This is a genomic window from Desulfobotulus sapovorans DSM 2055 (assembly GCF_059569355.1).
The window spans coordinates 255,088-278,114 of record NZ_JCANVJ010000001.1; the positions used below are offsets into that span (position 1 = coordinate 255,088).

Genomic DNA, 23,027 nt, shown 5'->3' on the forward strand with positions numbered 1-23,027 from the left:
ACCTCCCTGTCTGGAATGTGTGAAAGGGCCTTGTGTCATGAAAAAGCCTGTCCGGGTTGCAGGACGGGCAGGGTCTTTATCTGGGAAGCGTCTCCTTCAGAGCCTGGATTCGTTCATAGGAAAGGGCGATCCTTTCCCTGGAAATGCGTTTTTCCGCCACCAGTTTCCGGAGGATGTCCAGGGCTTCCCGGGCAATGTTTCCGTTGTAGGGTGCCGGGGAATTATTGGAAAAGATCAGCATGTCCACGCCTGCGAGAATGGCCTTTTCAATGGCCGTTTCCATGCCGTAATGCTCCGTGATGGCGCCCATCTGCATGTCATCGGACACAATGACCCCGTCCCAGCCCAGGCGTTTGCGTAAAATGCCCGTGAGGGTGCTGTGGGAGAGGGTTGCGGGATCATTGGGATCCAGATGGCGGTTGAAGGTATGGGCTGTCATGACCATACCTTTAAAATCATTCATGAAGTGGAGGAGATAGGGGTAGAGCTCCAGGGTCTGCCAGGTATCCGAGGTATCCGTGAAGCCGTTGTGGGAGTCTTCTTTGGAGCTTCCGTGTCCGGGAAAGTGTTTGAGAGCGGAAAGGACGCCCTTTTTTGCCTGCTCTTCCACAAAGATGGATGAATGCCTGAACACAAGCTCCGGACTGGCCGAAAAACTGCGCTTTATTCTGCCGATTACAGGGCAGTCCGGGTTCACGTTCACATCCACCACAGGGGCAAAATTCACGTTGATGCCCAGATTCCCGAGGGTCTCCGCCGTTTGTCCGGCCTGTTTGCGGGTTTCGGTCTCATCATTGAGATCGCCAAGGTACTGGGCGGAGACGGTGGCCGGAAATCCGTAGCGTTCCTTGAGGCGGTTCACAAAGCCCCCTTCCTGATCGATGGCAATGAAAAGGGGTTTGGGAGAGGCGGACTGGAGGGTGGACACCAGAGCTTTCACCTGCTCCGGTGAGACAATGTTTCTGGGCCTTGTTTTGGAGGGGGCATCGTACTCATAGAGCACCACCCCGCCGATGTGGCGATCCCGGATATCCTGGTAGAGGGTATCCTCCTGCGTGATTTCCGTCCCCCGGAAACCGATGATGAGCATCTGCCCCATCTGTTCTTCCAGAGAAACCTCCCCGGCAGGATCTCCCGTGGAGCTGGAACAGGCAGAGACAAGGAAAAAAAGGATGAAAAGCAGAAAAAGGGGAAGCAGGGATCTGGGTTTCATGGAGCCTCTTTCTTGGAACGCCCGGAAAATGGGGAAAAGGAGACGGAAAAGACATGCAGGATGTCTTTTTTTAGGGGTATCCCGACGGGGATGTCAAATGAAAAGGATCCGGGAGTCAGGGTGGGCGCATGTAAAAATTATCTGAGCAGAACCTTCAGCAGATAGGCATTGCCCCATGCTGTTTTCATTCGGCGTACCTTAAGACGTCTTTTTACAGTCTTTTCGTTCTTGATCAGCCCCAGTGCAATATGTCGAAGAATCGCCATGTTTTTCGGAGCATGATCCTTTCGAAAAAGGCCAGCCGAGCCTGGAAACGCCGGGACGGATCAGTCCCGGCATGTTTGTGCTTGCAGGCTTTGGTCTTGAGGGCATCAACAATGACAGGGGGACGGTTCGCAGGGAAGAGCTGATGAAGATCCTTCTGGACTGGGCCTGGGACAGTCCCCGTGTGGCCATCCGGAATGTCTCCGGGGAGACGCCCAATCATATGGGAATTTGATTACCACCTTACCTCAGCCATGCAATCGCAGATTTTGCCCATGCAGCATTGAACCCATCGTTCCCACGCTCCAGCGTGGGAATGCATCTTGAGACGCTCCAGCGTCTTGAATACCGGAACACTGTCATGCCCCAAACGCTTGTATGGCATTCAGAAACTGGATGCGCTCCATCTTTTGGTCTGGATCATCCCGGTGCTTTGTCAATACCCAGTTCCCAGAGAAGGAATTCCCGAGGATACTGGCTTTGGGCGCAGGAGCGCCCGGTAGTGCGTTCCCACGCTGGAGCATGGGAACGATAGCTGAAGAAAGATGGTAATCAGATATGGGAATGTCCTGTTTTGAGGTGGATTATGCCTCGGATGCGGAAGCAGAACCGGTTTCTGTGCGCTGGGATCTGGCAGCGGATTCAAGGGGCCTTATACCCTCCGGGCCGAGGTGCAGGACTCTTTGGGAAACCGCCCCCCGGGCTCTCTGGATGCGGAGATCTCCCCGTGCCTGGAAAAGGAGGAAGCCCCTGTTCCGGATGAACCCGTAAGCTGTTTTATCGGGATACTTTCCGGATCATTTCCAAAATACTCTCCCTGAAGGATTCCCATTCCTTTGCTCCCATATCCCCTGTGAGAATCCATTCCAGGGCATAGTTGAAGCCCAGGTAATCATAGGTGAAGATGCCGTGTTTTTCCCTCAGGGTTTCAATGGCCGGACGGCACATGAAGCTGAGGCAGACCGGACTTTTGTGACTTTTCAGACGGCAGCCCTGTGCACCATGGTATTCACAGGGGCTGATGGCAGAGCTTTCCCGCTGGGTTTCGGGGCTGCCGTAAAGCTGTTCTCTCTGGCTGCGGAGAAGGTCAAAGGCGGGGTGTTCCAGATCGTAGACCTGATAATAGCGATCCTTGCAGCAGGCGGCTACGGGCATACCGCCGGAAAGGGCGAGGAGGTTTGGGATGCAGACGGCGGCGCAGTAATCAAAATAGGTATAAAAATGGTGGAGCAGTGTTTCGATTTCAAGATAGCGCTGCACACAGGTTTCGGGGCTGGTGTTCATGGCGTCTCCGGAATAGGGGAAAAGCGGCATACCGCAAACAGCATGCTGGCAAACGCGCAGGAGTATTCAGGAGGTTCCGGTGCTTGTCAAGGTGTGGGGTACCGGGAAGGGGAGAAGAGGAAACCCGGAAGCATGAGGGGCTTCCGGGTTTCAGGAGGGGAGCGTCGCCCCAGGGCCGGTGTGGAGGGTATCCGGGCACATGGGGCGGGGGTGGGGCCAAGGGGCTTGCGGGGAGCCCCTTGCCCTGGGACAGAAGAACTCTTCCCATGCGGCCTTTATGCAGCTTTTTGCCTTGCCTGGCAGCAGATGCCGCCGCTGGCGCAGCCCTGTTCACAGGAGCAGTTGCCACCGCAGGAAGGTTCACCTGCGCTATGGGGGGCTTCATCATCCTCCTGAAGATCTGCCAGGAGTTCCAGGCGTTGTTCCATCGGATGTTCACCGGGGAAAAATCCCTTTCCCTGGCAGTGGGGACAGAGAGCACCTGCCATGACAATCCGGGTAACGCCTGCCCCCAGGGGAATGAGCTGGAAGGGAATCCGGTTTTCGGCCATGTAGCCTACCATCCATTTGACAAAGATCTCGTTTTTCAGATCAATGGAAGAAAAGGTTCCCTGTGCCAGCTGGGTAATCATCCGGATCTGGAAGGTTCGCATTACTTTGGACTGTTTTTTGGTCATGGTACTCCCTCCTGTTTCTGGGCTGGATACGGGCCATGGCAGATGGCCCTGTGGACTGAATACGGAAATATCCGTAAAGTGTGAGACTTACAGGGCCTTGATCAGGTCATCGGCCCAGTCGATGATTTCCGCCCGTGCATCCCCCGGATCCCCATCAATTTTCAGCCCGTCAATGAGCAGTTTTCCTGAATTTTCTCTGACCTTTTCCTCTATGGCATCCACAGCACCACAAAAATGGGTGTAGGAGCTGTCTCCACACCCGAAAACCGCAATACGTTTTCCCTTGATGGGGGCTTTATCCAGGGACTCATAAAAGGGAATAAAATCATCCTGAAGTTCGATTTCTTCTTCTCCCCAGGTGGAGCAGCCCAGCAGGATGAGATCCTGATTCTTTAATTCTTCAATGTCGGTGTCTGTCACATTTTTGCACAGGGTCTTCAGCCCTTTGGCGTTAAAATGTTTTTCCAGCATGGAGGCGACGGTTTCCGTATTCCCGGTGGTGGAGCCATAAACGATCAAAGTAGACATTGTAAAATTTCCTTTTTTGTTGTTAATATTTTAGTCTGGCCAAAAATACAGAAGGGTGATTTTGCTGTCAACTATTTTTTTAGGCAAGACAAAAAATAAGGCGGGTGATGACCCGGATGCAGCCATGACGCTTCAGATCCTGCCCTCGTTTTCATGCACTTTTTCTGAATGGGAGAAGCTTCGGCTCAGATGGCAGCAGGCCGGGGGATGGTTTTCAGGTTTTTTTCGGGCAAAAGAGGCAGGGGAAAAAGGAAGGGAAGGATACCAGAAAAAGCGCATCCTCCCTTTTGGGTCTTCCGGTTTTTATTCTTCCGGTTCTGTGGCAAACAGTTTTTTATCGATGGCTTTTTCGTAGGCGGCTTCGCGGGTGATGCGTTCTTCCCGGATGAGCTGCATCAGGTGCTGATCCATGGTCTGCATCCCCCGGGTGCTGCCGGTCTGGATAATGGAGCTGATCTGGGAGATCTTGCCATCCCGGATAATGCTGGCCAGGGCGGGAGAGCCTAAGAGAATTTCGTTGGCGGCACAGCGACCTTTGCCATCTCTGGTTTTCAGCAGCTGCTGGGCCACCACGGCACTGAGGGCATCGGACAGCATGGTGCGGGTCTGGGCCTGCTGATCCGAGGGGAAGGCGTTGATGATGCGGTCTATGGTTTTGGCCGCACTGTTGGTATGCAGGGTTCCGAAAACGAGAATTCCCAGTTCCACACAGGTCAGAGCCAGGGAGATGGTTTCGAGATCCCGCATTTCTCCCACAAGGATGATGTCCGGATTTTCCCGGCTGGCGACCCTCAGGGCATCGGCAAAGCTTTTGGCATGGGTGCCGATTTCACGCTGGGTGAAGAGGCAGCGTTTGTTGGGATGAACAAACTCCAGGGGATCCTCGATGGTGATGATGTGGGCATCCCGGCTGCTGTTGATGTAGTCGATGATGGCGGCCAGGGTGGTGGATTTACCGCTGCCTGTGGGGCCTGTGACCAGCACGAGGCCTTTGCGGAGTTCAGCGATCTTTTTCATGACAGGAGGCAGGCTGAGCTGTTCCAGGGTCATGATTTCCGTGGGAATGATGCGGAAAACAGCACCGATTCCCCGGTTCTGAAAGAGAAAATTGCAGCGGAAACGGCCCACACCTTCCAGGGCGTAGGCCATGTCGCAGTCGAGGTTTTCATCCAGATAAGCACGTTTTTCCGGAGGCATGATTTCCATGAGGAGGCTGCGGTTGGATTCCGCCGTCAGAACCGGGGCATCCAGGGGCACCAGCTCCCCGCGGTGGCGAATCAGGGGCGGAAAACCCACAACCATGTGCAGGTCACTGGCACCCCGTGCCTTCATCTCTTTGAAGTAGGCATCAATCTTTGCCATGGGCGTTTTCCTTTTCCAGCAGGGGTCTGAAACGTTCGGGGTTGGAGGCATTGGCAAAGGCCTCGGCTGCGCTGATTTTTTCCTCTTTCAGCAGGGCCATGATGGCATCATCCATGATGAGCATGCCCACGGATTTTCCCGTCTGCATGAGGGAAGGAATCTGGAAGGTTTTGGCATCCTTGATGAGGTTGGTGAGGGGCAGGGTGCCGATGAGGATTTCCAGGGCCATGACCATGGATTTTTCGTCCTTTCCCGGTATCAGCCTCTGGGTGATCACTGCCTTGAGGGATTCGCTGAGCATGGCCCGGATCTGGGCCTGTTCCCTGGAGGGGTAGGAATCAATGATGCGGTCTATGGTTTTGGCGGCACTGGAGGTGGAAAGGGTGCCGATGACCAGATGCCCTGTTTCCGATGCGGATATGGCAAGGGAGATGGTTTCCAGATCCCTGAGTTCGCCAATGACGATGACATCCGGATCCTGTCTCAGGGCACCCTTGAGGGCATTGGCGTAGGAGCGGGTGCTGCGGCTCAGTTCCCGCTGGTTGATGGCGCATTTTTTAAGGGGATGCACAAACTCGATGGGGTCTTCCACGGTGAGGACATGGTGGGCACGGGTGGTGTTGATGTAGTCGATCATGGCGGCCAGGGTGGTGGTCTTGCCATGACCCGTGGCACCTGTAACCAGAATCAGCCCCTGATGGTTGTCCAGCACCTTTCTCACCGTCTCGGGCATCCCTAAGGATTCCAGGCTGGGAATGGCCGGGGGGATGACCCGGAAGGCTGCGGAAAGCCCATTGTTGTGGAACATGGCGCTTCCCCGGAACCGGCCAAGATCGGGGACTTCCAGGGCAAAATCGATCTGCTGGTCTTTTTCCAGCTGCTGGCGCTGGGCTTCGGTCAGCACCTCAAAGATAAGGTGTCGGCTCTGCTCCGGGGTGAGGGATGCGGATTTGAGTTTCTGGAGTCGCCCCAGACGGCGGAGAATAAAGGGTTCTCCGGGGGCAACATGGATATCCGAGGCCTTGTGATCAACGGCGGCCTTGAAAACCTTGTGCAGGGTGGCCATATGCTTTTCTCTCCTGATGGGATGGGGTGGCTGTGCTTATTTTTGTTTTTCCGATGGGGGGACAAGATGGGCAGGAATAAGTTTTGAAATCCATTCATATTTTTCCGTCAGCTCTGTGATACGCCGGCTGAGTTTGCCATTGATGGACGTCAGTTGCCGGATCGTGGCAGTGGCTTCTTCCAGTTCACGGTCTTTCTGATGCAGCAGTTTTCTCAGCTCCACCAGTTCCTGCTCCGCTCCGGAAAGTCTGGTGGTTGTTTTTGCCAGTCTTTCACTGGTGAGCTGGGCCAGGTTGCGGCAGAAGGATTCCCGGCTGATTTTATCTTTGAAGACGGGATGATCCAGTACGGACATATCCAGCGCAAAGCAGACGGTAGGGGTAAGGGCATCCACACAGGCGGATCGGGCATCGCCATCCAGCAGACTCATTTCCCCGAACATGTCCCCGATACGCTGGAAGGAGGCCACCATGACCCCGTTTTTAATGACGCCCACCTTCCCCTCAATGAGCCAGTAAACCCAGTTGTCATATTCTCCCTCACAAAGAATCCGCTCTCCCTTTTCATACTCAACAATCCGGGCATGGCCTTTTTTGAAAAAATGATCGTTGATCTGTCCTGCCGTGAAGTTTTTCAGGACATCCAGCCCCGTCAGCACTTCAATCAGTTTGGTTTTGATCATGCCATTTCTCCCTGTCCGTTTGGGAGTGCGTTTTTTTGCAATATGGGGAAAATTACAGGGCTTTCGGGATCAGGGTCAAGGAGAAAGTGGGGTTTCCTCAGGCTTTTGTAAAACATTTATCATGAAAGTTTTTTTTTATTTTTTTCCTTCTTTGAGCGGCTATGATCCCTGCATGTCATATTCGGGAAATCGTGTTCTGCAAGGATCTGAAGATATCGGGTATTTAAGGAGGATGTATGGTCAGCAAAGCGCAGGAATCATTTAACTGTTATTCCCATCTGGCGGGGGGCGTTGCCGCCCTTGCCGGAACGATTTACCTCATGCCCGTGGCGGCTTCTTCCAGAGCCGGAATGACAACGGCCCTGATCTATGGGCTTTCCGTTACCTTTCTTTTCTTTGCCAGTGCCCTCTACCATGCCTTTAAGAAGGAGGAAAATGAGGTTTCCTTCTGGAGAAAAATGGATCGCATGGCCATTTTTTTCATGATCGCCGGAACCTATACTCCCATTTCCTATTTCTGTCTGGAAGGAAACTGGCGCTGGGGCATGATTGCCCTGCAATGGGGCTTTGTGGGCTTTGGGTTCATCACCCAGGTTTTCTTTCCCCGTGCGCCCAGGGCTTTCTATGCAGGCATCTATCTTGCCATGGGCTGGACGGCGGTCTTTCCCATGGGGCAGGTGCTGGGGAATATGAGTTCTGTCCAGATTGTCCTGCTCTTTGCGGGCGGTCTTGCCTTTACCCTCGGCGGCGTGATCTATGCCATCAAAAGACCCCGCATGGTGCCGGGAGTGTTCAGCTTCCATGAGCTTTTTCATGTGATGGTGCTTTTAGGCGGGGGACTGCATTACGCCATGATGTACCATATGTATGCCACCACGCTTTCCTGATACGGAGGCATGGGGACGCTTACATCGCAGTGCAGACGGATTCGGGCCGGAAACTATCCTTCATGGGGAAAGCTTTCCGGCTTTTATTTGCCCTGAAAATAGCGTAAGGCTGAAGTGAAAAGAGGGTGCAGGGTTCCGCCAGAAAGGGGCTTTGCACCATTTTCCGTTTTTTACCACTATCCCTGTGCTTAAGGGGCAGGATCTGCATACCATCGGAACTCCGGGAATCGGGAATCAGAAGAAGGAAAGGGGCAGCATGAACAGGCATCCTGAAAGTAAAAAAACGGCCCTCCACGCAAGACACCTGGCCCTCGGGGCCAACATGGCGGACTTCGGAGGCTATGAAATGCCCCTCTGGTATCCTGCGGGAGCCAGGGCCGAGCACCTGAGCGTATTGCAGCGTGCGGGCATGTTCGATACCAGCCACATGGCGCTGATCCGCGTGCGGGGGGAGGGAAGCCGGAGGCTTCTTCAGGGGCTTTTTTCCAAGGATCTCGACCGCTGCATCGGGCCTAAAGGCCTGCCTCTGTCTCCGGGCCGCTGCGCGTATGGCGTTTTCTGCGACATCCGGGGCCATGTGCTGGATGATGCCCTGGTCTATATGCTGGAGCAGGAACACTACCTCATCGTGGTGAACGCGGGCATGGGCGGTCCCCTGAGCCGTCACATCCGGGAGAAGAGCGAAGGGGGAGGCATCCGCGTTGAGGATCTGACGGATCAGGTGGGCAAGGTGGATGTGCAGGGCCCCCTTGCGGGAAAGATTCTTTTTTCCGTGCTGAAGGATGCCGAAGCCCTCTTTGCCGCCATGCCCTACTTCTCCTTTAAGGGAGACTGGACGGGAGAGGCCCCGTCCCTGCCCTGTGTGCTGAAAAACGGAACCCCCATCCTCCTTTCCCGCACGGGATACACAGGAGAATTCGGCTTTGAGATTTTTTCCGAAATGGATGCGGTGACAGGCATCTGGGATCTCCTTGAAGAGGCGGGAAGGCCCTTTGGCCTCATCCCCTGCGGCCTCGCGGCCAGGGACTCCCTGCGGGCGGGCGCGCTGCTGCCCCTTTCCCATCAGGACATCGGAGACTGGCCCTTTGTGAACCATCCCTGGCCCTTTGCCCTTCCCTTTACGGAGGATCAGAAAGGTTTCACCAAGGGGTTTCTGGGGGATGCGGCCCTGATGGCGGCCCTTGAAGGTGCTCCCCACACGTATGCCTTTGTGGGAAGCGATCTGCGCAAGGTGGGGGCCGGGCCGGAAACTTTTGTTTTTCTGGGAGAAGAGAAGATCGGTCATGTGCTGACCTGTGTCACGGACATGGGCATGGCCGCAAAAAACGGAACACTCTATTCCGTGGCCAGCCCGGATCTGCCTCCGGATCTTGCGGTCAAGGGGCTTGCCTGCGGTTTTCTGCGGGTGGATCGTCCCCTTCTTCCGGGAACCTCCCTTGTGCTGAACGACGGCAAACGGAAGATCCCCGTCACCCTCATCCGGGATTTAAGACCCGCTCGCACGGCAAGAAAGGCCATGGCGGAGATGCTGGGATAAAGGTCCTTTTTTCCCAAAAGAGGAAATCCTGCGGGGAGACAGGAGGCCGATGTTCACGGAAGCTGCCCTCATGGAAAGCCATGTCCGGGCCAGGGGGGAACCAGTGCGTTTAAAGGAAAAAACATGAAAAAAATTCTCTTGTTATGCGGGCTTCTCATTGGCTTCCTCGTGTTCTTCCAGGAAGAAGCCCCTGCTTCCCCCAAAAACAGCCCCTCCCAGGCCCTCACCCCCTACCTCAAACTGAACACGGACATGCACACGGCAACAATACGCCGCATCAGCCGGGACAGGGAGGGCCGCTATCTCCTCACTGCATCTGATGACAAAAGTGCCAAACTCTGGGAGGCTTCCACGGGCAAGCTCATCCGTACCTTCCGGCCCCCCATTGGGGAGGGGAATGAAGGGATGCTCTATGCGGGCGCCCTTTCGCCTGACGGGAAATTTGCGGCTGTGGGGGGATGGACGGGGTATGCCTGGGACAAAAAAATCAGCATCTATGTCTTTGACACCTCTTCCGGTCAGCTTCTGCACCGCATCACCGGCATGGACAATGTGATTCAAGACCTTGCCTTTTCCCCAAACGGAAGCTTCCTTGCCGCAGGCCTTGGCGGCTCAAACGGAGTACGGATTTTTTCAGTTCAGAAAAACTTTTCCCTGCACAGCACCCACAGAGAGTACGGGGATCGTACCCCAAAGCTTGCCTTTGATTCCAGGGGGCGTCTCGCCACTGTGAGTTATGATGGCCATGTCCGTCTCTATGATGCGGATTTTAAGGAGATTCTGAAAAGAAAAACCGAAGGCGGGGAGAGGCCCCGTCACCTTGCCTTTTCTCCGGACGCTACCCGCCTTGCTGTAGGTTATCAAGACAGCCCTGACCTTGAGGTGCTGGACGCCCATACCCTGACCCTTCTCTACAGGCCGGACATTACGGGTGCGGACAGCAGGAATGAAAGACTGAATAAGGTAGCCTTTTCTTCGGACGGGGCCTTTCTCTTTGCCGGGGGGGGTTATGCTGTTTCGCATGAAGGCCGCTGGCAATGTGTCCTCCGCCGCTGGGAGCAGGCCGGAAGGGGCACTTACCGGGACTTTCCCCTTGCGGCTCAAACCATCATGGACATTCTTCCCATGGGTGAAGGCGGTATTGCCTTTGCAGGCGCGTATCCGGACATGGGCCGCATCCAGAAAGAGGGGGAAATTCTTTTTTATAAACGGGCAGAAACATTTGATTATGCCGCAAGGGATAAGAGCCACCTTAAAATCAGTGCGGATGGCAGCCGCATCACCGTGAAGCCTCAGTATGAACAGCCCTTTTCCTTTCTCCTGCCGGATCGAAGCCTACAGGAAGGGGGCTTTGAAGGGAGGCAGCGCCATTTTACGGACAAGAATAAAAGCCTTGAGGTAAAAGACTGGTATCTAAGCTATGCTCCCCTTCTCAATGGAAAGACGCTGGATTTTCTACAAACCCATGAACGAAGCCATAGTATGGACATCCGTCCCGACGGAACAGGCCTTGTCTTTGGGGCATCGTGGACCCTTTACGGCCTGAATGCTGAAGGCCACACCCTCTGGAAAACCCCCACCCAGGAACACGTCTTTTCCCTTGCCATCGCAGAAAAGAGCCAGACCCTCATTGCCGCCATGGGAGACGGCAGCTTACGCTGGTACGATACCAAAGAGGGTACTCTTCTCATGAGTCTTTTTGTGCATCCGGACAGAAAGCGCTGGATACTCTGGACGCCGGACGGGTATTTTGACAGCTCCGGCCCGGATGCGGAAAGCCTTGTGGGCTGGCACCTCAATCAGGGTTTAGACAAAGAAGCTCTCTTTTATCCCTTAAGCCGTTTTTACGACCGCTTTTACCAGCCCGGCCTTGGCATGAAGGTGCTTTCCGGAGAAAATTTCCGGGAGGAGCAGGATAAAAAGCTCATGGCAAACCTGCAGCCCACCCCCCTTGTCCGCATTCTTTCCCCGAAAGACAGGGCTCCCATGGCAAAGGCGGAAGTGACCCTGAATATAGAGGTGCAGGATCAGGGCGGCGGCATTGATGAAATACGGCTTTACCACAACGACAAGCTCGTGGAAGGTACGGGTCGGGGCTTTAAACGCCTTGCCGCTGCCAAAGGCAAAGAAACCCGCAGCTTTACCCTAAGCCTTCTGGATGGGGAAAACCGCTTCAGGGCCACGGCCTACAATACCCAGCGCACGGAATCCCAGCCCCATGAAATTCTTTTGCACTATCAGGCCCCCAAAACCGTAAAACCCCGCATGTATCTCCTTTCCGTGGGCATTGATGCCTACAAAAACCCCCGCTATAACCTTGGCTATGCCGCAAAGGATGCCGAGACCTTTGCGGAGGTGCTGAGAAAATCCGCAGGCCCTATTTTTGAGAGGGTGGAAGTGCTTTCCTTAAAAAACAGCGATGCCACAAGGGAGGGACTTTTAAAGGCCATCGAAAGCATCCGCAAAAAGGCAAGACCTGAGGATGTTTTTGTCTTTTACTATGCAGGCCATGGGGTGATGAGCGAGGGTATGGGAGGGCAAAGGCCGGATTACTACATGGTGCTGCACGATGTTACCCGTATGTATCATGCCGATGACATGCTTAAGGAAAAAGGAATTTCCGCCTTTGAAATGGTGGAGCTTTTGAAAAACATTGATTCAAGAAAACAGCTTATGCTCCTGGATTCCTGCAACAGCGGAGGTGCCGTTGACACCTTCCTTGCCATGCGGGGTGCTGCCGAAGAAAAAGCCATTGCCCAGCTTGCCCGCAGTACAGGAACCTATGTAATTGCAGCCAGCAACCCGGAACAGGATGCAACAGAAGTGAGTGCCTTAGGTCACGGAATTTTCACCTATTCCATGCTCCAAACCATCCGCGGTGCCTGCAAGCCCATGGATAAAACTGTTACCGTAAATCACATGAAAAGTTGTGTGGAAAACCTTGTTCCAGAACTCACCAGAGAACACCGGGGCAGCCCCCAATACCCCATGGGCTTTGGTTATGGTCAGGATTTCCCTCTGGGTGTGGTGCAGACCCGATGAGTTTGTGTTAAAAAGCATAAGCTTTTGTTTTGCCTTTGTTTTTCAGCTATCGTTCCCATGCTCCAGCGTGGGAACGCACTACCGGGCGCTCCTGCGCCCAAGGCCAGTATCCTCGGGAATTCCTTCTCTGGGAACTGGGTATTGACAAAGCACCGGGATGATCCAGACCCAAACATGGAACGCATCCAGTTTCTGAATGCCATACAAGCGTTTGGAGCATGACAGTGTTCCGGTATTCAAGACGCTGGAGCGTCTCAAGATGCATTCCCACGCTGGAGCGTGGGAACGATGGGTTCAATGCTGCATGGGCAAAATCTGCGATTGCATGGCTGAGGTAAGGTGGTAATCAAATAAGCTTTTGTTTTGCCCTTGTTTTTCTCTCCTCTCCCTCTGGGAGAGGGGCCGGGGGTGAGGGCATGTTTTTCCCTTTTCCTTCTGGGCTGTGGCCGGGAATGAGGGAAAAGGGATGGTGTAGGGGCAGGTCCCCGTGCACTGCCCGTCCCTGTGCAGTGCCAAGGAAAAGGTGTCTGGCTTTTTTTGAGAGAATGGAGTGGAGAATGACCCGAAAAATTCCCTATGCCGTGGCAAGCTATGAGGAAATCGTTCATGAAAACTACCATTTTGTGGACAAGACCCGCTTTATCCATGAGCTGGAAAGGTACAAGGTTCCGGTTTTTCTCAGGCCCCGGCGTTTCGGGAAAAGCCTCTGGTGCTCCATTCTGGAATGTTATTACGATATCCATGCGAAAGAGCAGTTTGCCACCCTGTTCGGGCATACGGATATTGGCCGTACTCCTTCTCCCCTGAAGAACAGCCACCTGGTGCTGCGTTTTGATTTTTCCAAGGTCAGGGCCAGTGACAGCCTGGAGGAAATCGAAATTTCCTTTAAGGAAGAGTGCCTGAACAGTTTCGGGCTTTTTTTAAATAAATACAGAGTTTTTTTACCGGATTTCATCCAGCCGGAAAGCCGTGATGCCAGCACCATGCTGGCCCGGATTCTGCAAACCGTCCGCATGGGCCATGCCCCGCCGGTTCACATTATCATTGATGAATACGACAACTTCACCAACCAGCTCCTCACCACCCGTCAGGACAGGCTGTACAATGCCCTGACCACTGGGGATTCCTTCCTGCGTTCTTTTTATAAGGTCATCAAGGCCGGTGTGGGGGAAGGCTCTGTGGCGCGGGTTTTTATCACCGGCGTTCTGCCCGTAACCATGGATGATCTCACCAGCGGCTTTAATATCGGGCAGGTTATTACTCTGGAAAAGCATGTTCTGGAGATGCTGGGCTTTACCCAGGCTGAGGTGGAAGCCTATGTGGATGCCATTTTTTCAGAACATTCATGGCCCCAGAGTCTTAAGGCCCGTGTGCTGGAAGATCTGAAAATCCACTACAACGGCTACCGTCTTCTGCCCGATGCCGGAAATCCCCTTTACAATTCCACCATCTGCAATTTTTATCTGAGCAGGCTGCTCATTAATAATGGTGAGATCCCTTCCGAAACCATGGACGACAACCTGCGGGTCAGTGTGGACTGGCTGCGGCGGCTGGCAGGGGGCGATCATCCGGCACGGGAACTTCTGGAGCACCTCATGCTGGAAGGTACTCTGAGGGCAGACCTTACCCTGCTGAGGAGCCGGTTCAGCATGAACCGCTTCTTTTCTCCGGAATTTCTGCCCATCAGCCTTTATTATCTCGGTATGGTGACCTTTAAAGGGGAGTTCCGGGTGGGATTTCCCAACCTGAGCACCAAGCGGATATTTGCGGAATACTTCAACGAGCTTGAAAGAATTGATGTTTCCAGCGGATACGCCGAAATTTTCGAGGCCTTTCTCGAAAAGGACGACATGGCCGAACTCTTTGCCGGATACTGGAAAACCTATGTGGGCCAGATCCCGGCCCAGGCTTTCGACAAGGCCAATGAGAACTTTTTCCGCACCACTTTTTTTGAGCTGTGCGCCCGTTTTCTGGCCCGCCATTTTTTTATCGCCATTGAAGTCAATCGGCCTTCAGGGCGCAGCGATTTTGAGGCCATCGCAAGGCCCGGAAGCCGCTTTGAGGGAAAAGCCCATGTGCTGGAATTCAAGCACTTTTCCCGTCAGAAAGCAGCGGAGATGGATTTTGAAAAGAGGGAAGGCCCAAGGCCAGAGGACGTGGAGCAGGTGGGCCGCTATGCCCGTGATCTCAAAGCCCAGTGGCCGGAACTCACGGTATGCTCCCATGTGGTGTATACGGTGGCAGGGGCGGGGTTCCGGTTTTTCAGTCTGTAACCCAAAACACCAGGGATATGGAAGAGAGCGGAGTAAGACTTCTGAATCCATGGAAATAAAACAAATTCACCCCATAAAAGGGGCTTCCCTTTTATGAAATTCCCAAAACCATAAAGGAGCTTGGCACCATGAAGGATATTCAGGACATTCAGACCCCGGACAATCTGCACTACACCGACGCCCACGAATGGCTGGCGGCGGAGGCAAGCCCTTCCCGCATGGGCATTACGGATTACGCCCAGGATCAGCTGGGGGATGTGGTTTTCGTGGAGCTTCCCGAGCCGGGAAGCCATCTGGAAAAAGGGGCTGTCTGCGCCACGGTGGAGTCCGTGAAGGCGGTGAGCGAGGTGTACATGCCCGTTTCCGGAACGGTCTCCGAGGTGAACCGCAGCCTTGAGGATACCCCTGAGCTGGTGAACCGCTCTCCCTATGGGGAGGGCTGGATTCTTGAAATCACGCCGGACGACCCCGCCAGCCTGACCGATCTCATGGACAGCCCGGCCTACCGCGAAATGCTGAAGGGACTTTAAAGACCATGCGCTATCTTCCCCATACGCCGGAGGATGTGTCCGCCATGCTGGAACGGGCGGGGCTGCCTTCGGTGGAGGCTCTGTTTGAGGCCCTTCCCGACGCCTGCCGCCGGGAAACTCCCCTGGATCTTCCCGCTCCCCTCACGGAATGGGATCTCATCACCCGCATGGAAAGCCTTGCCGCTTCCATGGCCGCGGGTTCCGGCAACAGGGTTTTCATGGGAGCGGGCAGTTATTCCCACTACATCCCGGCCCTGATTCCCCAGCTTCTGGGGCGTTCGGAATTCACCACGGCCTACACGCCCTATCAGCCGGAGGTGAGCCAGGGTACCCTGCAGGCCATTTTTGAATACCAGACCCTCACGGCAAGGCTTTTAGGCATGGAGGTGGCCAATGCCTCCATGTATGACGGGGCTTCCGCCCTGGCCGAGGGCCTGCTCATGGCCATCCGCCTCGGAAAGGGGAAAAAGAAGGTGGCTCTGTCCCAGGCCATCCATCCCCATTACCGGGAGGTGGTGCAGACCTATTTCGCGCCTACGGAATTTGAGGTAGTGACCCTTCCCGTGAACCCCGCCACGGGCCGGACGGATTTTTCCGGCCTTGAAGGCATGGACGATCTGGCGGCCCTTGCCGTGCAGAGCCCCAACTTTTTCGGCTGCATTGAAGATCTGCAAAGCGCCGCCAGCCTCAGCCACGGGGCAAAGGCCCTGCTGGTGGCCGCCTTCACGGAACCCCTCGCCTTTGGCCTCCTCCCCAGTCCGGGAAGTCAGGGGGCGGACATCGTCTGCGGCGAGGGCCAGAGTCTCGGCATTCCCCAGAGCTTCGGCGGGCCGGGGCTTGGCATGTTCGCCTGCCGCATGGCCCATGTGCGGAACATGCCGGGCCGGGTGGTGGGACAGACAAAAGACATGAACGGCGAGCGGGGCTTTGTCCTCACCCTTTCCACGCGGGAGCAGCACATCCGCAGGGAAAAGGCCACCTCCAACATCTGTTCCAATCAGGGCCTCTGCGCCACGGCATCTGCCATGTACATGGCCACCCTCGGCGGTACGGGTATCCGCAAGCTTGCCGCTCTGAACCGCGACAAGGCGGCCTATCTGAAAAAAGCCCTGGAAGGGCTGGGGTTCACTTCCCTTTTCACAAGTCCTGTTTTCAATGAATTCACCCTGAAAGCGCCCCAGGGCTTTGGCCGCATCCGGGAAAGACTCATGGAAAAGGGCATGGTTGCGGGTCTTGGCCTTGAAGGCCTGTATCCGGAAATGCCGGGGATGAAGGAGGCCTTTCTTTTCTGCGCCACGGAAACCGCCTCAAGGGAAGATATGGACGCACTGGCGGAAGCCATCAGAGGGGAGCTTTTATGAACGGTGATTTTGCGACAACGGGGCTGATCTTCAAAGAAGCCCTTCTCTGGGAAAAGGGGAAAAAGGGCCGCACCGCCTTTTCCATGCCCGCAGCCGACGTACCTCCTGCGGAAGAGCTTCCCGAAGCCCTTCAGGGCGAAGGCCCGGATTTTCCGGATCTTTCGGAGCTGGAGGTGGTGCGCCACTATACCCGCCTTTCCCAGTGGAACTATGGCGTGGATTCGGGCATGTATCCCTTGGGTTCCTGCACCATGAAGTACAATCCCAAGATCCATGAAAAGCTTGCGGCCCTGCCGGGGTTTGCTTCAGCCCATCCCCTTTTGCCGGAAAGCCTCAGCCAGGGTGCGCTTGAGCTGATGTTTGAGCTTCAGGAGATGCTGAAGGCCGTAACCGGTCTGGATGCGGCGAGCCTTCAGCCCGCAGCCGGAGCCCACGGGGAGCTTTGCGGCATGATGCTCTTTGACGCCTGGTTCCGGTCTCAGGGAGAAAAGCGGGACAGGATTCTGATTCCGGACACGGCCCACGGCACCAACCCCGCTTCCGCCGCCCTCTGCGGCATGAAGCCCGTGGCCCTTGCGTCCGGGGAAGACGGCATTCTTCATCCGGAAGCCGTGGCCGCCCTCATGGATGAGCGCACCGCTGGCATCATGATCACCAATCCCAACACCCTGGGGCTTTTTGAAAGCCATTTTGCCGAAATCGCAGCCATCGTCCATGCCAAAGGCGGCCTTGTGTACTGCGACGGGGCCAACATGAACGCGGTCATGGGCTATGTGGACATGAAGCTCATGGGTGTGGATGTGATGCATTTTAACCTGCACAAAACCTTTTCCACCCCCCACGGCGGAGGCGGGCCGGGAGCCGGGCCTGTCTGTGTGGTGGAAAAACTCGCGCCCTTTCTCCCCGTTCCCCGTGTGGTGAAAAGGGAAGGGGGCTATGCCCTGGAAACGGAGGCACCCCAGTCCATCGGCCGTCTCCATGCCTTTTACGGGAACTTCGGGGTGCTGCTCAAGGCCTGGGCCTATATCCGGAGCCTCGGGCCGGAGCTGAAACGGGTGAGTGAGATGGCCGTGCTGAACGCCAACTACATCCGGGCCAGTCTCAAGGAGTTCTACGACATCGCCCAGGATCGGGTGTGCATGCACGAGTGCGTGTTTTCGGATAAAAATCTGAAAAGCTTTGGCGTCAGCACCCTGGATGTGGCCAAACGCCTCATAGACCTGGGTTTTCATCCGCCCACCGTCTATTTCCCCCTGGTGGTGGCTGGCGCCATGATGGTGGAGCCTACGGAAACGGAAAGCGTGGAGGAGCTGGACCGCTTCATCGAAGCCATGAAGCGCATCCGCAGAGAAGCGGAGGAAAGCCCCGATCTTCTCCATGAGGCTCCCCAGCGCACCCGCGTCCGTCGTCTGGATGAGACGGCCGCCGCCAGAACGCCCTGCCTCTGCGGGGGCATGTAGCATGGACTTCGACGTCGTGGATCTGGGGCTTTTGTCCTGGGAAGCGGCGTATGCCCGTCAGCTTCAGGTACTGGCGGAAAAGGAAAACAATGAAAACCGGCGGGATGTGCTCTTTCTTGTGGAGCATCCGCCGGTTTTTACTTTGGGAAAACGGGGAGGCCGGGGGTTTTTCAGGCTTTCCGAGGAAGAGATGCTGGCCCGTGGGGTGGGGATTCTGGAAACGGGAAGGGGGGGGCTTGTGACCTTCCACGGGCCGGGTCAGCTGGTGGCCTATCCCGTTTTCAGCATCGTGAGGCGGGGTCTTGGGGTGCGGGACTGGGTGCGGCTTCTTGAAAGGATCATGGAGCGCTGCGCGAAGGCTTTCGGGCTTGAAGCCGGAGGCAGGGAAGAGGCCCCCGGTCTCTGGGTGGAAGGCCGCAAGCTTGCCAGCATCGGCATCAGTCTGCGCCACGGGGTGAGCCTTCATGGTCTGGCCCTTAACGTGTCTCCCGATCTGACGCCCTTTTCCTGGATTGCCCCCTGCGGCATGGACATCGCCATGACCAGCCTTGAAAGGGAGCTGGGGACAGCCCCGTCCATGGCGGCGGTGAAGGGGGCGCTGGTGGAGAGTTTTATGGCACTCTGTCCTTTGAGGGGAGAGATGGGGTTGGCTTGCCATGGATTGTCTGATGGGATAAGAGGTTCTTCATGAAGATGAGCACTGATTTTTTAGATGCGCATAAACGCCACTGGGAAGATGCGGAGCTGCTTTTCACTGCGGCCCGCTGGGCCAATGCCGATCACCTCTATGGTCTGGCAGCAGAATGCGGTTTGAAGCGGCTGATGTGCGCATTCGGCATGGAAATTGATTCTGCAAGCGGAAGCCCCGCTCGTAAAAAGGATCGGGTTCATGCGGATTGTATCTGGAAGCGTTACGAAGCCTACCGTTCAGGACGTCACGATGGGGTGAGCTATCCGTTATCGTCACTGGAACCCTTCTCTGACTGGAATATTGCCCAGCGGTATGCACCGCAGGGAGATTTCACACAGGAGATTGCCGCATCTCACCGGGATGGGGCCGGAAAGGTTTACAATCTGGTGAAAAAGGCGATTTGGGAGGGGCTGATTTCATGACGACTTTCGATGAGATGCTGCCTGTCATCCGTGAAGTGCTGGGTACCCTGACAGAAGCGTTGAAAAAACTGGAACCTGTGATCCTTAACCGGGATCTGAATGGTCGTATCCGTCTGATTCTTGATGAGAAATTACAGGATCAGCCTGAAACCCGAGGCGCGGTGGAAACCATCGTGCACGTGCTGGAAAAATGCCTTGGGCCACACACCTTTCCTGCGGAACGCATGGTGCTTTTTGAGTCTTCGCTGGAGATGGTGAAACAGGGAGCCCTGCATTTTCCTCTTCAGGGGTTCGATGCCGTCACCGTTGTGGATCGTCTGGCAACGGAAACCGATTGGGCAAGGATTGAGCCGGTTTCTTCCGGTGCGCCGCGTATTGTGTTTTTTTCCATTAAAGGTGGTGTGGGGCGTTCTACGGCATCGGCTGTGGCTGCGTGGTCGCTGGCCCAATCCGGAAAACGTGTCATGGTTCTGGATCTGGATCTGGAATCGCCCGGCATTTCCACCTCCCTGCTGCCCGATGAAAGACGGCCTGCCTATGGTATCACGGACTGGCTTGTGGAGGATCTGGTGGGAAACGGTGCCGCCGTTTTCGAAGACATGGTGACGAGGAGTGATCTTTCCCATGACGGAGACATTTATGTCGTTCCTGCCCATGGACGGAATCCGGGAGAGTATGTGGCCAAACTCGGAAGGGTCTGGATGCCTGGGATGGATGGGGATGGTTTGCGGGAGCCCTGGGCTGGCCGTCTGGGCCGTCTTCTGACGGCGCTGGAAAATCGCTGGCAACCCGATGTTATTCTGATGGATGCCCGTGCTGGCATCGACGAAGTGGCCTCCGCCTGTATAACGGATCTGGGGGCAAAGGGAATTCTGCTGTTCTCCATTGACGGGGAGCAGGCCTGGTCCGGTTACAGGATTTTGTTTCAACATTGGCGGCGGACAGGTGTTGTGCGTGAGATCCGTGAGCGCCTTCAGATGGTGGGAGCCATGATTCCGGAAGTGAACGCAAAGGAATATGTTGACGGCCTGCGTGAGCGTTCCTGGACAACCTTTGCCGAAGAGCTTTATGACGAGATTCCTGCGGGGGAACCTGCGGATGCATATTTCAGTTTCGATCAGGCCGACGAGACCGCTCCCCATTTTCCCTGGCCCATCCGCTGGAACAGGGGGTTTGCAGCACTGCAATCCATCCATTCCCGTTTTCAGGGTATGGGCGAAGATGAAGTGAAGGCTGTTTTTGGGCCTCTGCTCCGGGGGATAGATGCAATTGCCGGATTTGACGGAGAATCCCATGAATGATGCTGCAAGGATCCGGGAGGCCCTCATTGTCGCCCTTCCCTATGAAACATCCAGTTACGGTCAGTCGCCTGATCCGGGTCAGCTATACATGCCCCGCGCCCATGTCAAAGCCCTGAGGCCTGAGTCGAACCTGGTGGTTGGGTCAAGGGGGGTGGGAAAGACCTTCTGGGCGGCGGCCCTCAATGCACCGAATCTGCGTGCTGTGCTGGGGACTTCGGTGCGGGAGCTTTTCCATGCCCTGGTCAGGACAGGGTTTGCCACCCATGAAAACATTGCCCATTATCCCAATATGGATGTTTTTGCGGATCTTTTAAGACAAAATCATCCCCCCTACAGGATCTGGCAGGCTGTCGTTTTGCGCTGGGCGGCGGAAATCACCGGAGAAGATATTCCTGTTAAGGATTGGTCCGGTACGGTGAACTGGGTTCGGTTAAATCCGGAAGCGCTGGCGAAATGCGTGGAAAAACTGAATGGGACGCTCCAGGAAAGAGGGCTTAAGGGATTTCTTGTGTTCGATGCCCTTGATCGTACCAGCAATGACTGGCAGATCATGGATGATATTGTCAGAGACCTGCTGCGGATCGTTTTGTGGCTGAAGCCTTTTCAGGCCATCCATGCCAAGGTGTTTCTCCGTGAAGATCAGTTCGGGCGTACGGTAACGGATTTTCCCGATGCCGCAAAGCTGCTGGCCACAAAATCAGAGCTTACATGGCAGCCCCATGACCTCCATGGTCTGCTCTGGCAGTTGCTGTGCAATGCCTCCGGGGAAGATGGCGAGGTGCTGCGCAGGGTGTATGACGGGATTATGGGCAGACAGGCCCGGCAGCAGGATGGGTTGTGGTTCCTTGAAGATGAAGCAAAGCAGGATGGCCAGAAGCAGCGCCGTCTGTTTGAGGCCCTGGCGGGTGCCTGGATGGGAAAGGACAGACGGCGTGGTGTCCCCTATGTCTGGTCGGTCAGCCATCTGGCCGATGGCAGGGGGCAGACCTCTCCCCGATCCTTTCTGGCGGCCATCCGGGCTGCCGCAGAAGATTCTCTGGAAAAATATCCGGGTCATCCCCATGCGCTTCACTATGAAAGTATCAAACGGGGTGTGCAGAAGGCCTCGGAAATCCGGATCGGGGAGATAGGGGAAGAATACCCCTGGGTGAAAATCCTGCTTGAGCCTTTGGCAGGCCTTACGGTGCCATGCGAATTTTCTGTGATCGAAGAACGCTGGGCTCAGTTTTTTACCGGGGATTACTCCATGCTCATGCAAACAAGGCTTCCTCCTCAGCATATGGAGCGGGGATGGCCGGGAATCATGGAAGACCTTGTGCGTCTGGGTATTTTTGAAAAGATGAAGGACGGACGTATCAATATGCCGGATCTTTACCGTGTGGGGTTCGGCCTGGGGCGAAGGGGAGGGGTGAAGCCCATGGGCCGCATCTCAGGTTAAACCGCATTTGTGTCCGGTACTTTGTTGTTTTTCTGTCAGGGGCCCAAACTATCATGCGTATTAAAGGATGGGCTTGAAGCCTGGGGCAGGGAAGAGGCCCCCGGTCTCTGGGTGGAATGCCGCAAGCTTGCCAGCATCGGCATCAGTCTGCGCCACGGGGTGAGTCTTCATGGTCTGGCCCTCAATGTCTCTTTGGATCTGACCCCCTTTTCCTGGATTGCCCCCTGCGGCATGGACATCGTCATGACCAGCCTTGAAAGGGAGCTGGGGACAGCCCCGTCCATGGAGGCGGTGAAGGGGGTGCTGGTGGAGAGTTTTGTGGTACTCTGCCCTTTGGAGAAGAGGATCCTGGAGGAGGAAAACAGTGGGTATTTTTCTGGCATGTAACTTGCTTTGTGCTGATGCCGATAAGCAGGCAAATCCTTTTCCATCCATGAAAGGATACAAAACCATGGCAACCCATCTGAAGAAACGGCTCCTCATGATCCTTCTGACATCGATTCTCCCCCTGGCGGTCGGGGCAGGGAGCGTGTCGGCGGGGAATGATAATGGAGACGGTACGATCTCGTACGTCCCGTTCTTTTTTTTTCAAAAGCAGCCGGTGGTCTGGCTGAAAAACGCCAACTGCTTTGGCAAGGCGATGACCTGCCTCGAAGCGCGGGATGCTGCCGCCAGTCTTCGCTCCGGCATGTGCGGCCTCACGGATAACTCCACCGCCGGCCAGTGGCGCTTGCCCACCAAAGAAGAATTAATCGCCAGAATGCGCGACAAAAGCGGCTTCATCAACGTTGTGGGTGGCCCCTACTGGTCGTCCACTCCTGCTCCTCCGCTCAAATACTGGGACGTAAGTTCCTACGATGGAACTGCGGCTGCTTCCTACTGTCCCTTCCTTTATTTTGCCTGGTTCGTTCGTGATCCGATGTAGCGGAGGGCTGAAGCCGCCTTCTCGCCCAGAAGGCGGTCCGGATGCCCAGGTGCCATGAGCACCGTACGGGCCGGGGCTTGTATCC

At 55.5% G+C, this 23,027-nt stretch carries 21 protein-coding genes; 14 read left to right on the plus strand and 7 right to left on the minus strand.

Going from position 1 to position 23,027, the window contains the following annotated elements:
- Positions 1-76: 76 nt before the first annotated feature.
- A complete protein-coding gene (locus BR04_RS01015; protein WP_496354115.1) occupies positions 77-1,213 on the minus strand; it encodes a glycoside hydrolase family 3 protein in 1,137 nt (378 codons plus the stop codon).
- A gap of 337 nt (positions 1,214-1,550) precedes the next feature.
- On the opposite strand from BR04_RS01015, the gene BR04_RS01020 reads away from it, so the two are divergent.
- Positions 1,551-1,712, plus strand: a complete 162-nt coding sequence (locus BR04_RS01020) for a hypothetical protein (RefSeq protein WP_496354116.1) — start codon at positions 1,551-1,553, stop codon at positions 1,710-1,712.
- A gap of 542 nt (positions 1,713-2,254) precedes the next feature.
- Here the strand turns inward: BR04_RS01020 and BR04_RS01025 are convergent.
- From BR04_RS01025 to BR04_RS01050, 6 genes are all read right to left on the minus strand, one after another.
- Entirely contained in the window at positions 2,255-2,761 is a 507-nt protein-coding gene (locus BR04_RS01025) for a hypothetical protein (RefSeq protein WP_496354117.1), read from the minus strand.
- Between the two features lie 275 nt (positions 2,762-3,036).
- Positions 3,037-3,438: a hypothetical protein gene (locus BR04_RS01030; RefSeq protein ID WP_496354118.1), complete on the minus strand. Its 402-nt coding sequence runs from the start codon at positions 3,436-3,438 to the stop codon at positions 3,037-3,039.
- Positions 3,439-3,525: 87 nt separating this feature from the next.
- Positions 3,526-3,966: a flavodoxin gene (locus tag BR04_RS01035; RefSeq protein ID WP_496354119.1), complete on the minus strand. Its 441-nt coding sequence runs from the start codon at positions 3,964-3,966 to the stop codon at positions 3,526-3,528.
- A 303-nt stretch (positions 3,967-4,269) separates the two neighbouring features.
- Complete coding sequence (locus BR04_RS01040; protein ID WP_496354120.1) at positions 4,270-5,328, minus strand: type IV pilus twitching motility protein PilT; 1,059 nt, start codon at positions 5,326-5,328, stop codon at positions 4,270-4,272.
- Positions 5,315-6,394 carry a type IV pilus twitching motility protein PilT gene (locus BR04_RS01045; RefSeq protein WP_496354121.1) on the minus strand — a complete coding sequence of 360 codons (1,080 nt, stop codon included), beginning with the start codon at positions 6,392-6,394 and terminating at the stop codon, positions 5,315-5,317. The genes BR04_RS01040 and BR04_RS01045 overlap by 14 nt, the downstream gene beginning before the upstream one ends.
- Positions 6,395-6,430: 36 nt before the next feature.
- Positions 6,431-7,075 carry a Crp/Fnr family transcriptional regulator gene (locus BR04_RS01050; RefSeq protein WP_496354122.1) on the minus strand — a complete coding sequence of 215 codons (645 nt, stop codon included), beginning with the start codon at positions 7,073-7,075 and terminating at the stop codon, positions 6,431-6,433.
- 236 nt (positions 7,076-7,311) lie between these two features.
- Here BR04_RS01050 and trhA point away from each other — a divergent pair, with 236 nt between their 5' ends.
- From trhA to BR04_RS01115, 13 genes are all read left to right on the plus strand, one after another.
- The gene (gene trhA / locus BR04_RS01055) at positions 7,312-7,962 is read left to right on the plus strand and encodes a PAQR family membrane homeostasis protein TrhA (RefSeq protein WP_496354123.1); all 651 of its coding nucleotides are present in this window, start codon (positions 7,312-7,314) and stop codon (positions 7,960-7,962) included.
- A gap of 256 nt (positions 7,963-8,218) precedes the next feature.
- Positions 8,219-9,499 carry an aminomethyl transferase family protein gene (locus BR04_RS01060; protein WP_496354124.1) on the plus strand — a complete coding sequence of 427 codons (1,281 nt, stop codon included), beginning with the start codon at positions 8,219-8,221 and terminating at the stop codon, positions 9,497-9,499.
- A gap of 123 nt (positions 9,500-9,622) precedes the next feature.
- Positions 9,623-12,541, plus strand: a complete 2,919-nt coding sequence (locus BR04_RS01065) for a caspase family protein (RefSeq protein WP_496354125.1) — start codon at positions 9,623-9,625, stop codon at positions 12,539-12,541.
- 557 nt (positions 12,542-13,098) lie between these two features.
- A complete protein-coding gene (locus BR04_RS01070) occupies positions 13,099-14,814 on the plus strand; it encodes an AAA family ATPase (protein WP_496354126.1) in 1,716 nt (571 codons plus the stop codon).
- A gap of 128 nt (positions 14,815-14,942) precedes the next feature.
- Positions 14,943-15,344, plus strand: a complete 402-nt coding sequence (gene gcvH / locus BR04_RS01075) for a glycine cleavage system protein GcvH (protein ID WP_496354127.1) — start codon at positions 14,943-14,945, stop codon at positions 15,342-15,344.
- 5 nt (positions 15,345-15,349) lie between these two features.
- Positions 15,350-16,705, plus strand: coding sequence for an aminomethyl-transferring glycine dehydrogenase subunit GcvPA (gene gcvPA / locus BR04_RS01080; protein ID WP_496354128.1), 1,356 nt, complete (start codon positions 15,350-15,352; stop codon positions 16,703-16,705).
- A complete protein-coding gene (gcvPB, locus tag BR04_RS01085; protein WP_496354129.1) occupies positions 16,702-18,165 on the plus strand; it encodes an aminomethyl-transferring glycine dehydrogenase subunit GcvPB in 1,464 nt (487 codons plus the stop codon). Before gcvPA ends, gcvPB begins: the two co-directional genes overlap by 4 nt.
- Before the next feature lies 1 nt (position 18,166).
- A complete protein-coding gene (lipB, locus tag BR04_RS01090) occupies positions 18,167-18,856 on the plus strand; it encodes a lipoyl(octanoyl) transferase LipB (protein ID WP_496354130.1) in 690 nt (229 codons plus the stop codon).
- Complete coding sequence (locus BR04_RS01095; protein ID WP_496354131.1) at positions 18,853-19,278, plus strand: hypothetical protein; 426 nt, start codon at positions 18,853-18,855, stop codon at positions 19,276-19,278. The genes lipB and BR04_RS01095 overlap by 4 nt, the downstream gene beginning before the upstream one ends.
- Positions 19,275-20,579, plus strand: coding sequence for a ParA family protein (locus BR04_RS01100; RefSeq protein ID WP_496354132.1), 1,305 nt, complete (start codon positions 19,275-19,277; stop codon positions 20,577-20,579). The genes BR04_RS01095 and BR04_RS01100 overlap by 4 nt, the downstream gene beginning before the upstream one ends.
- Complete coding sequence (locus BR04_RS01105; protein ID WP_496354133.1) at positions 20,572-22,017, plus strand: hypothetical protein; 1,446 nt, start codon at positions 20,572-20,574, stop codon at positions 22,015-22,017. Before BR04_RS01100 ends, BR04_RS01105 begins: the two co-directional genes overlap by 8 nt.
- A gap of 24 nt (positions 22,018-22,041) precedes the next feature.
- Entirely contained in the window at positions 22,042-22,404 is a 363-nt protein-coding gene (locus BR04_RS01110; RefSeq protein WP_496354134.1) for a lipoyl protein ligase domain-containing protein, read from the plus strand.
- Entirely contained in the window at positions 22,382-22,942 is a 561-nt protein-coding gene (locus tag BR04_RS01115; RefSeq protein ID WP_496354135.1) for an Lcl C-terminal domain-containing protein, read from the plus strand. The genes BR04_RS01110 and BR04_RS01115 overlap by 23 nt, the downstream gene beginning before the upstream one ends.
- The last annotated feature ends 85 nt before the right edge of the window (positions 22,943-23,027 follow it).

Bases quoted from the DNA above. Each gene is read 5' to 3' on its own strand.
- BR04_RS01035 (WP_496354119.1), bottom strand. From the start codon at position 3,966: ATGTCTACTTTGATCGTTTATGGCTCCACCACCGGGAATACGGAAACC.
- BR04_RS01070 (WP_496354126.1), top strand. From the start codon at position 13,099: ATGACCCGAAAAATTCCCTATGCCGTGGCAAGCTATGAGGAAATCGTT.
- trhA (WP_496354123.1), top strand. From the start codon at position 7,312: ATGGTCAGCAAAGCGCAGGAATCATTTAACTGTTATTCCCATCTGGCG.
- BR04_RS01100 (WP_496354132.1), top strand. From the start codon at position 19,275: ATGACGACTTTCGATGAGATGCTGCCTGTCATCCGTGAAGTGCTGGGT.
- lipB (WP_496354130.1), top strand. From the start codon at position 18,167: ATGGACTTCGACGTCGTGGATCTGGGGCTTTTGTCCTGGGAAGCGGCG.
- BR04_RS01030 (WP_496354118.1), bottom strand. From the start codon at position 3,438: ATGACCAAAAAACAGTCCAAAGTAATGCGAACCTTCCAGATCCGGATG.
- BR04_RS01045 (WP_496354121.1), bottom strand. From the start codon at position 6,394: ATGGCCACCCTGCACAAGGTTTTCAAGGCCGCCGTTGATCACAAGGCC.
- BR04_RS01060 (WP_496354124.1), top strand. From the start codon at position 8,219: ATGAACAGGCATCCTGAAAGTAAAAAAACGGCCCTCCACGCAAGACAC.
- BR04_RS01065 (WP_496354125.1), top strand. From the start codon at position 9,623: ATGAAAAAAATTCTCTTGTTATGCGGGCTTCTCATTGGCTTCCTCGTG.
- gcvPA (WP_496354128.1), top strand. From the start codon at position 15,350: ATGCGCTATCTTCCCCATACGCCGGAGGATGTGTCCGCCATGCTGGAA.
- BR04_RS01025 (WP_496354117.1), bottom strand. From the start codon at position 2,761: ATGAACACCAGCCCCGAAACCTGTGTGCAGCGCTATCTTGAAATCGAA.
- BR04_RS01040 (WP_496354120.1), bottom strand. From the start codon at position 5,328: ATGGCAAAGATTGATGCCTACTTCAAAGAGATGAAGGCACGGGGTGCC.
- BR04_RS01015 (WP_496354115.1), bottom strand. From the start codon at position 1,213: ATGAAACCCAGATCCCTGCTTCCCCTTTTTCTGCTTTTCATCCTTTTT.
- BR04_RS01105 (WP_496354133.1), top strand. From the start codon at position 20,572: ATGAATGATGCTGCAAGGATCCGGGAGGCCCTCATTGTCGCCCTTCCC.
- gcvPB (WP_496354129.1), top strand. From the start codon at position 16,702: ATGAACGGTGATTTTGCGACAACGGGGCTGATCTTCAAAGAAGCCCTT.
- gcvH (WP_496354127.1), top strand. From the start codon at position 14,943: ATGAAGGATATTCAGGACATTCAGACCCCGGACAATCTGCACTACACC.
- BR04_RS01095 (WP_496354131.1), top strand. From the start codon at position 18,853: ATGAAGATGAGCACTGATTTTTTAGATGCGCATAAACGCCACTGGGAA.
- BR04_RS01050 (WP_496354122.1), bottom strand. From the start codon at position 7,075: ATGATCAAAACCAAACTGATTGAAGTGCTGACGGGGCTGGATGTCCTG.
- BR04_RS01020 (WP_496354116.1), top strand. From the start codon at position 1,551: ATGTTTGTGCTTGCAGGCTTTGGTCTTGAGGGCATCAACAATGACAGG.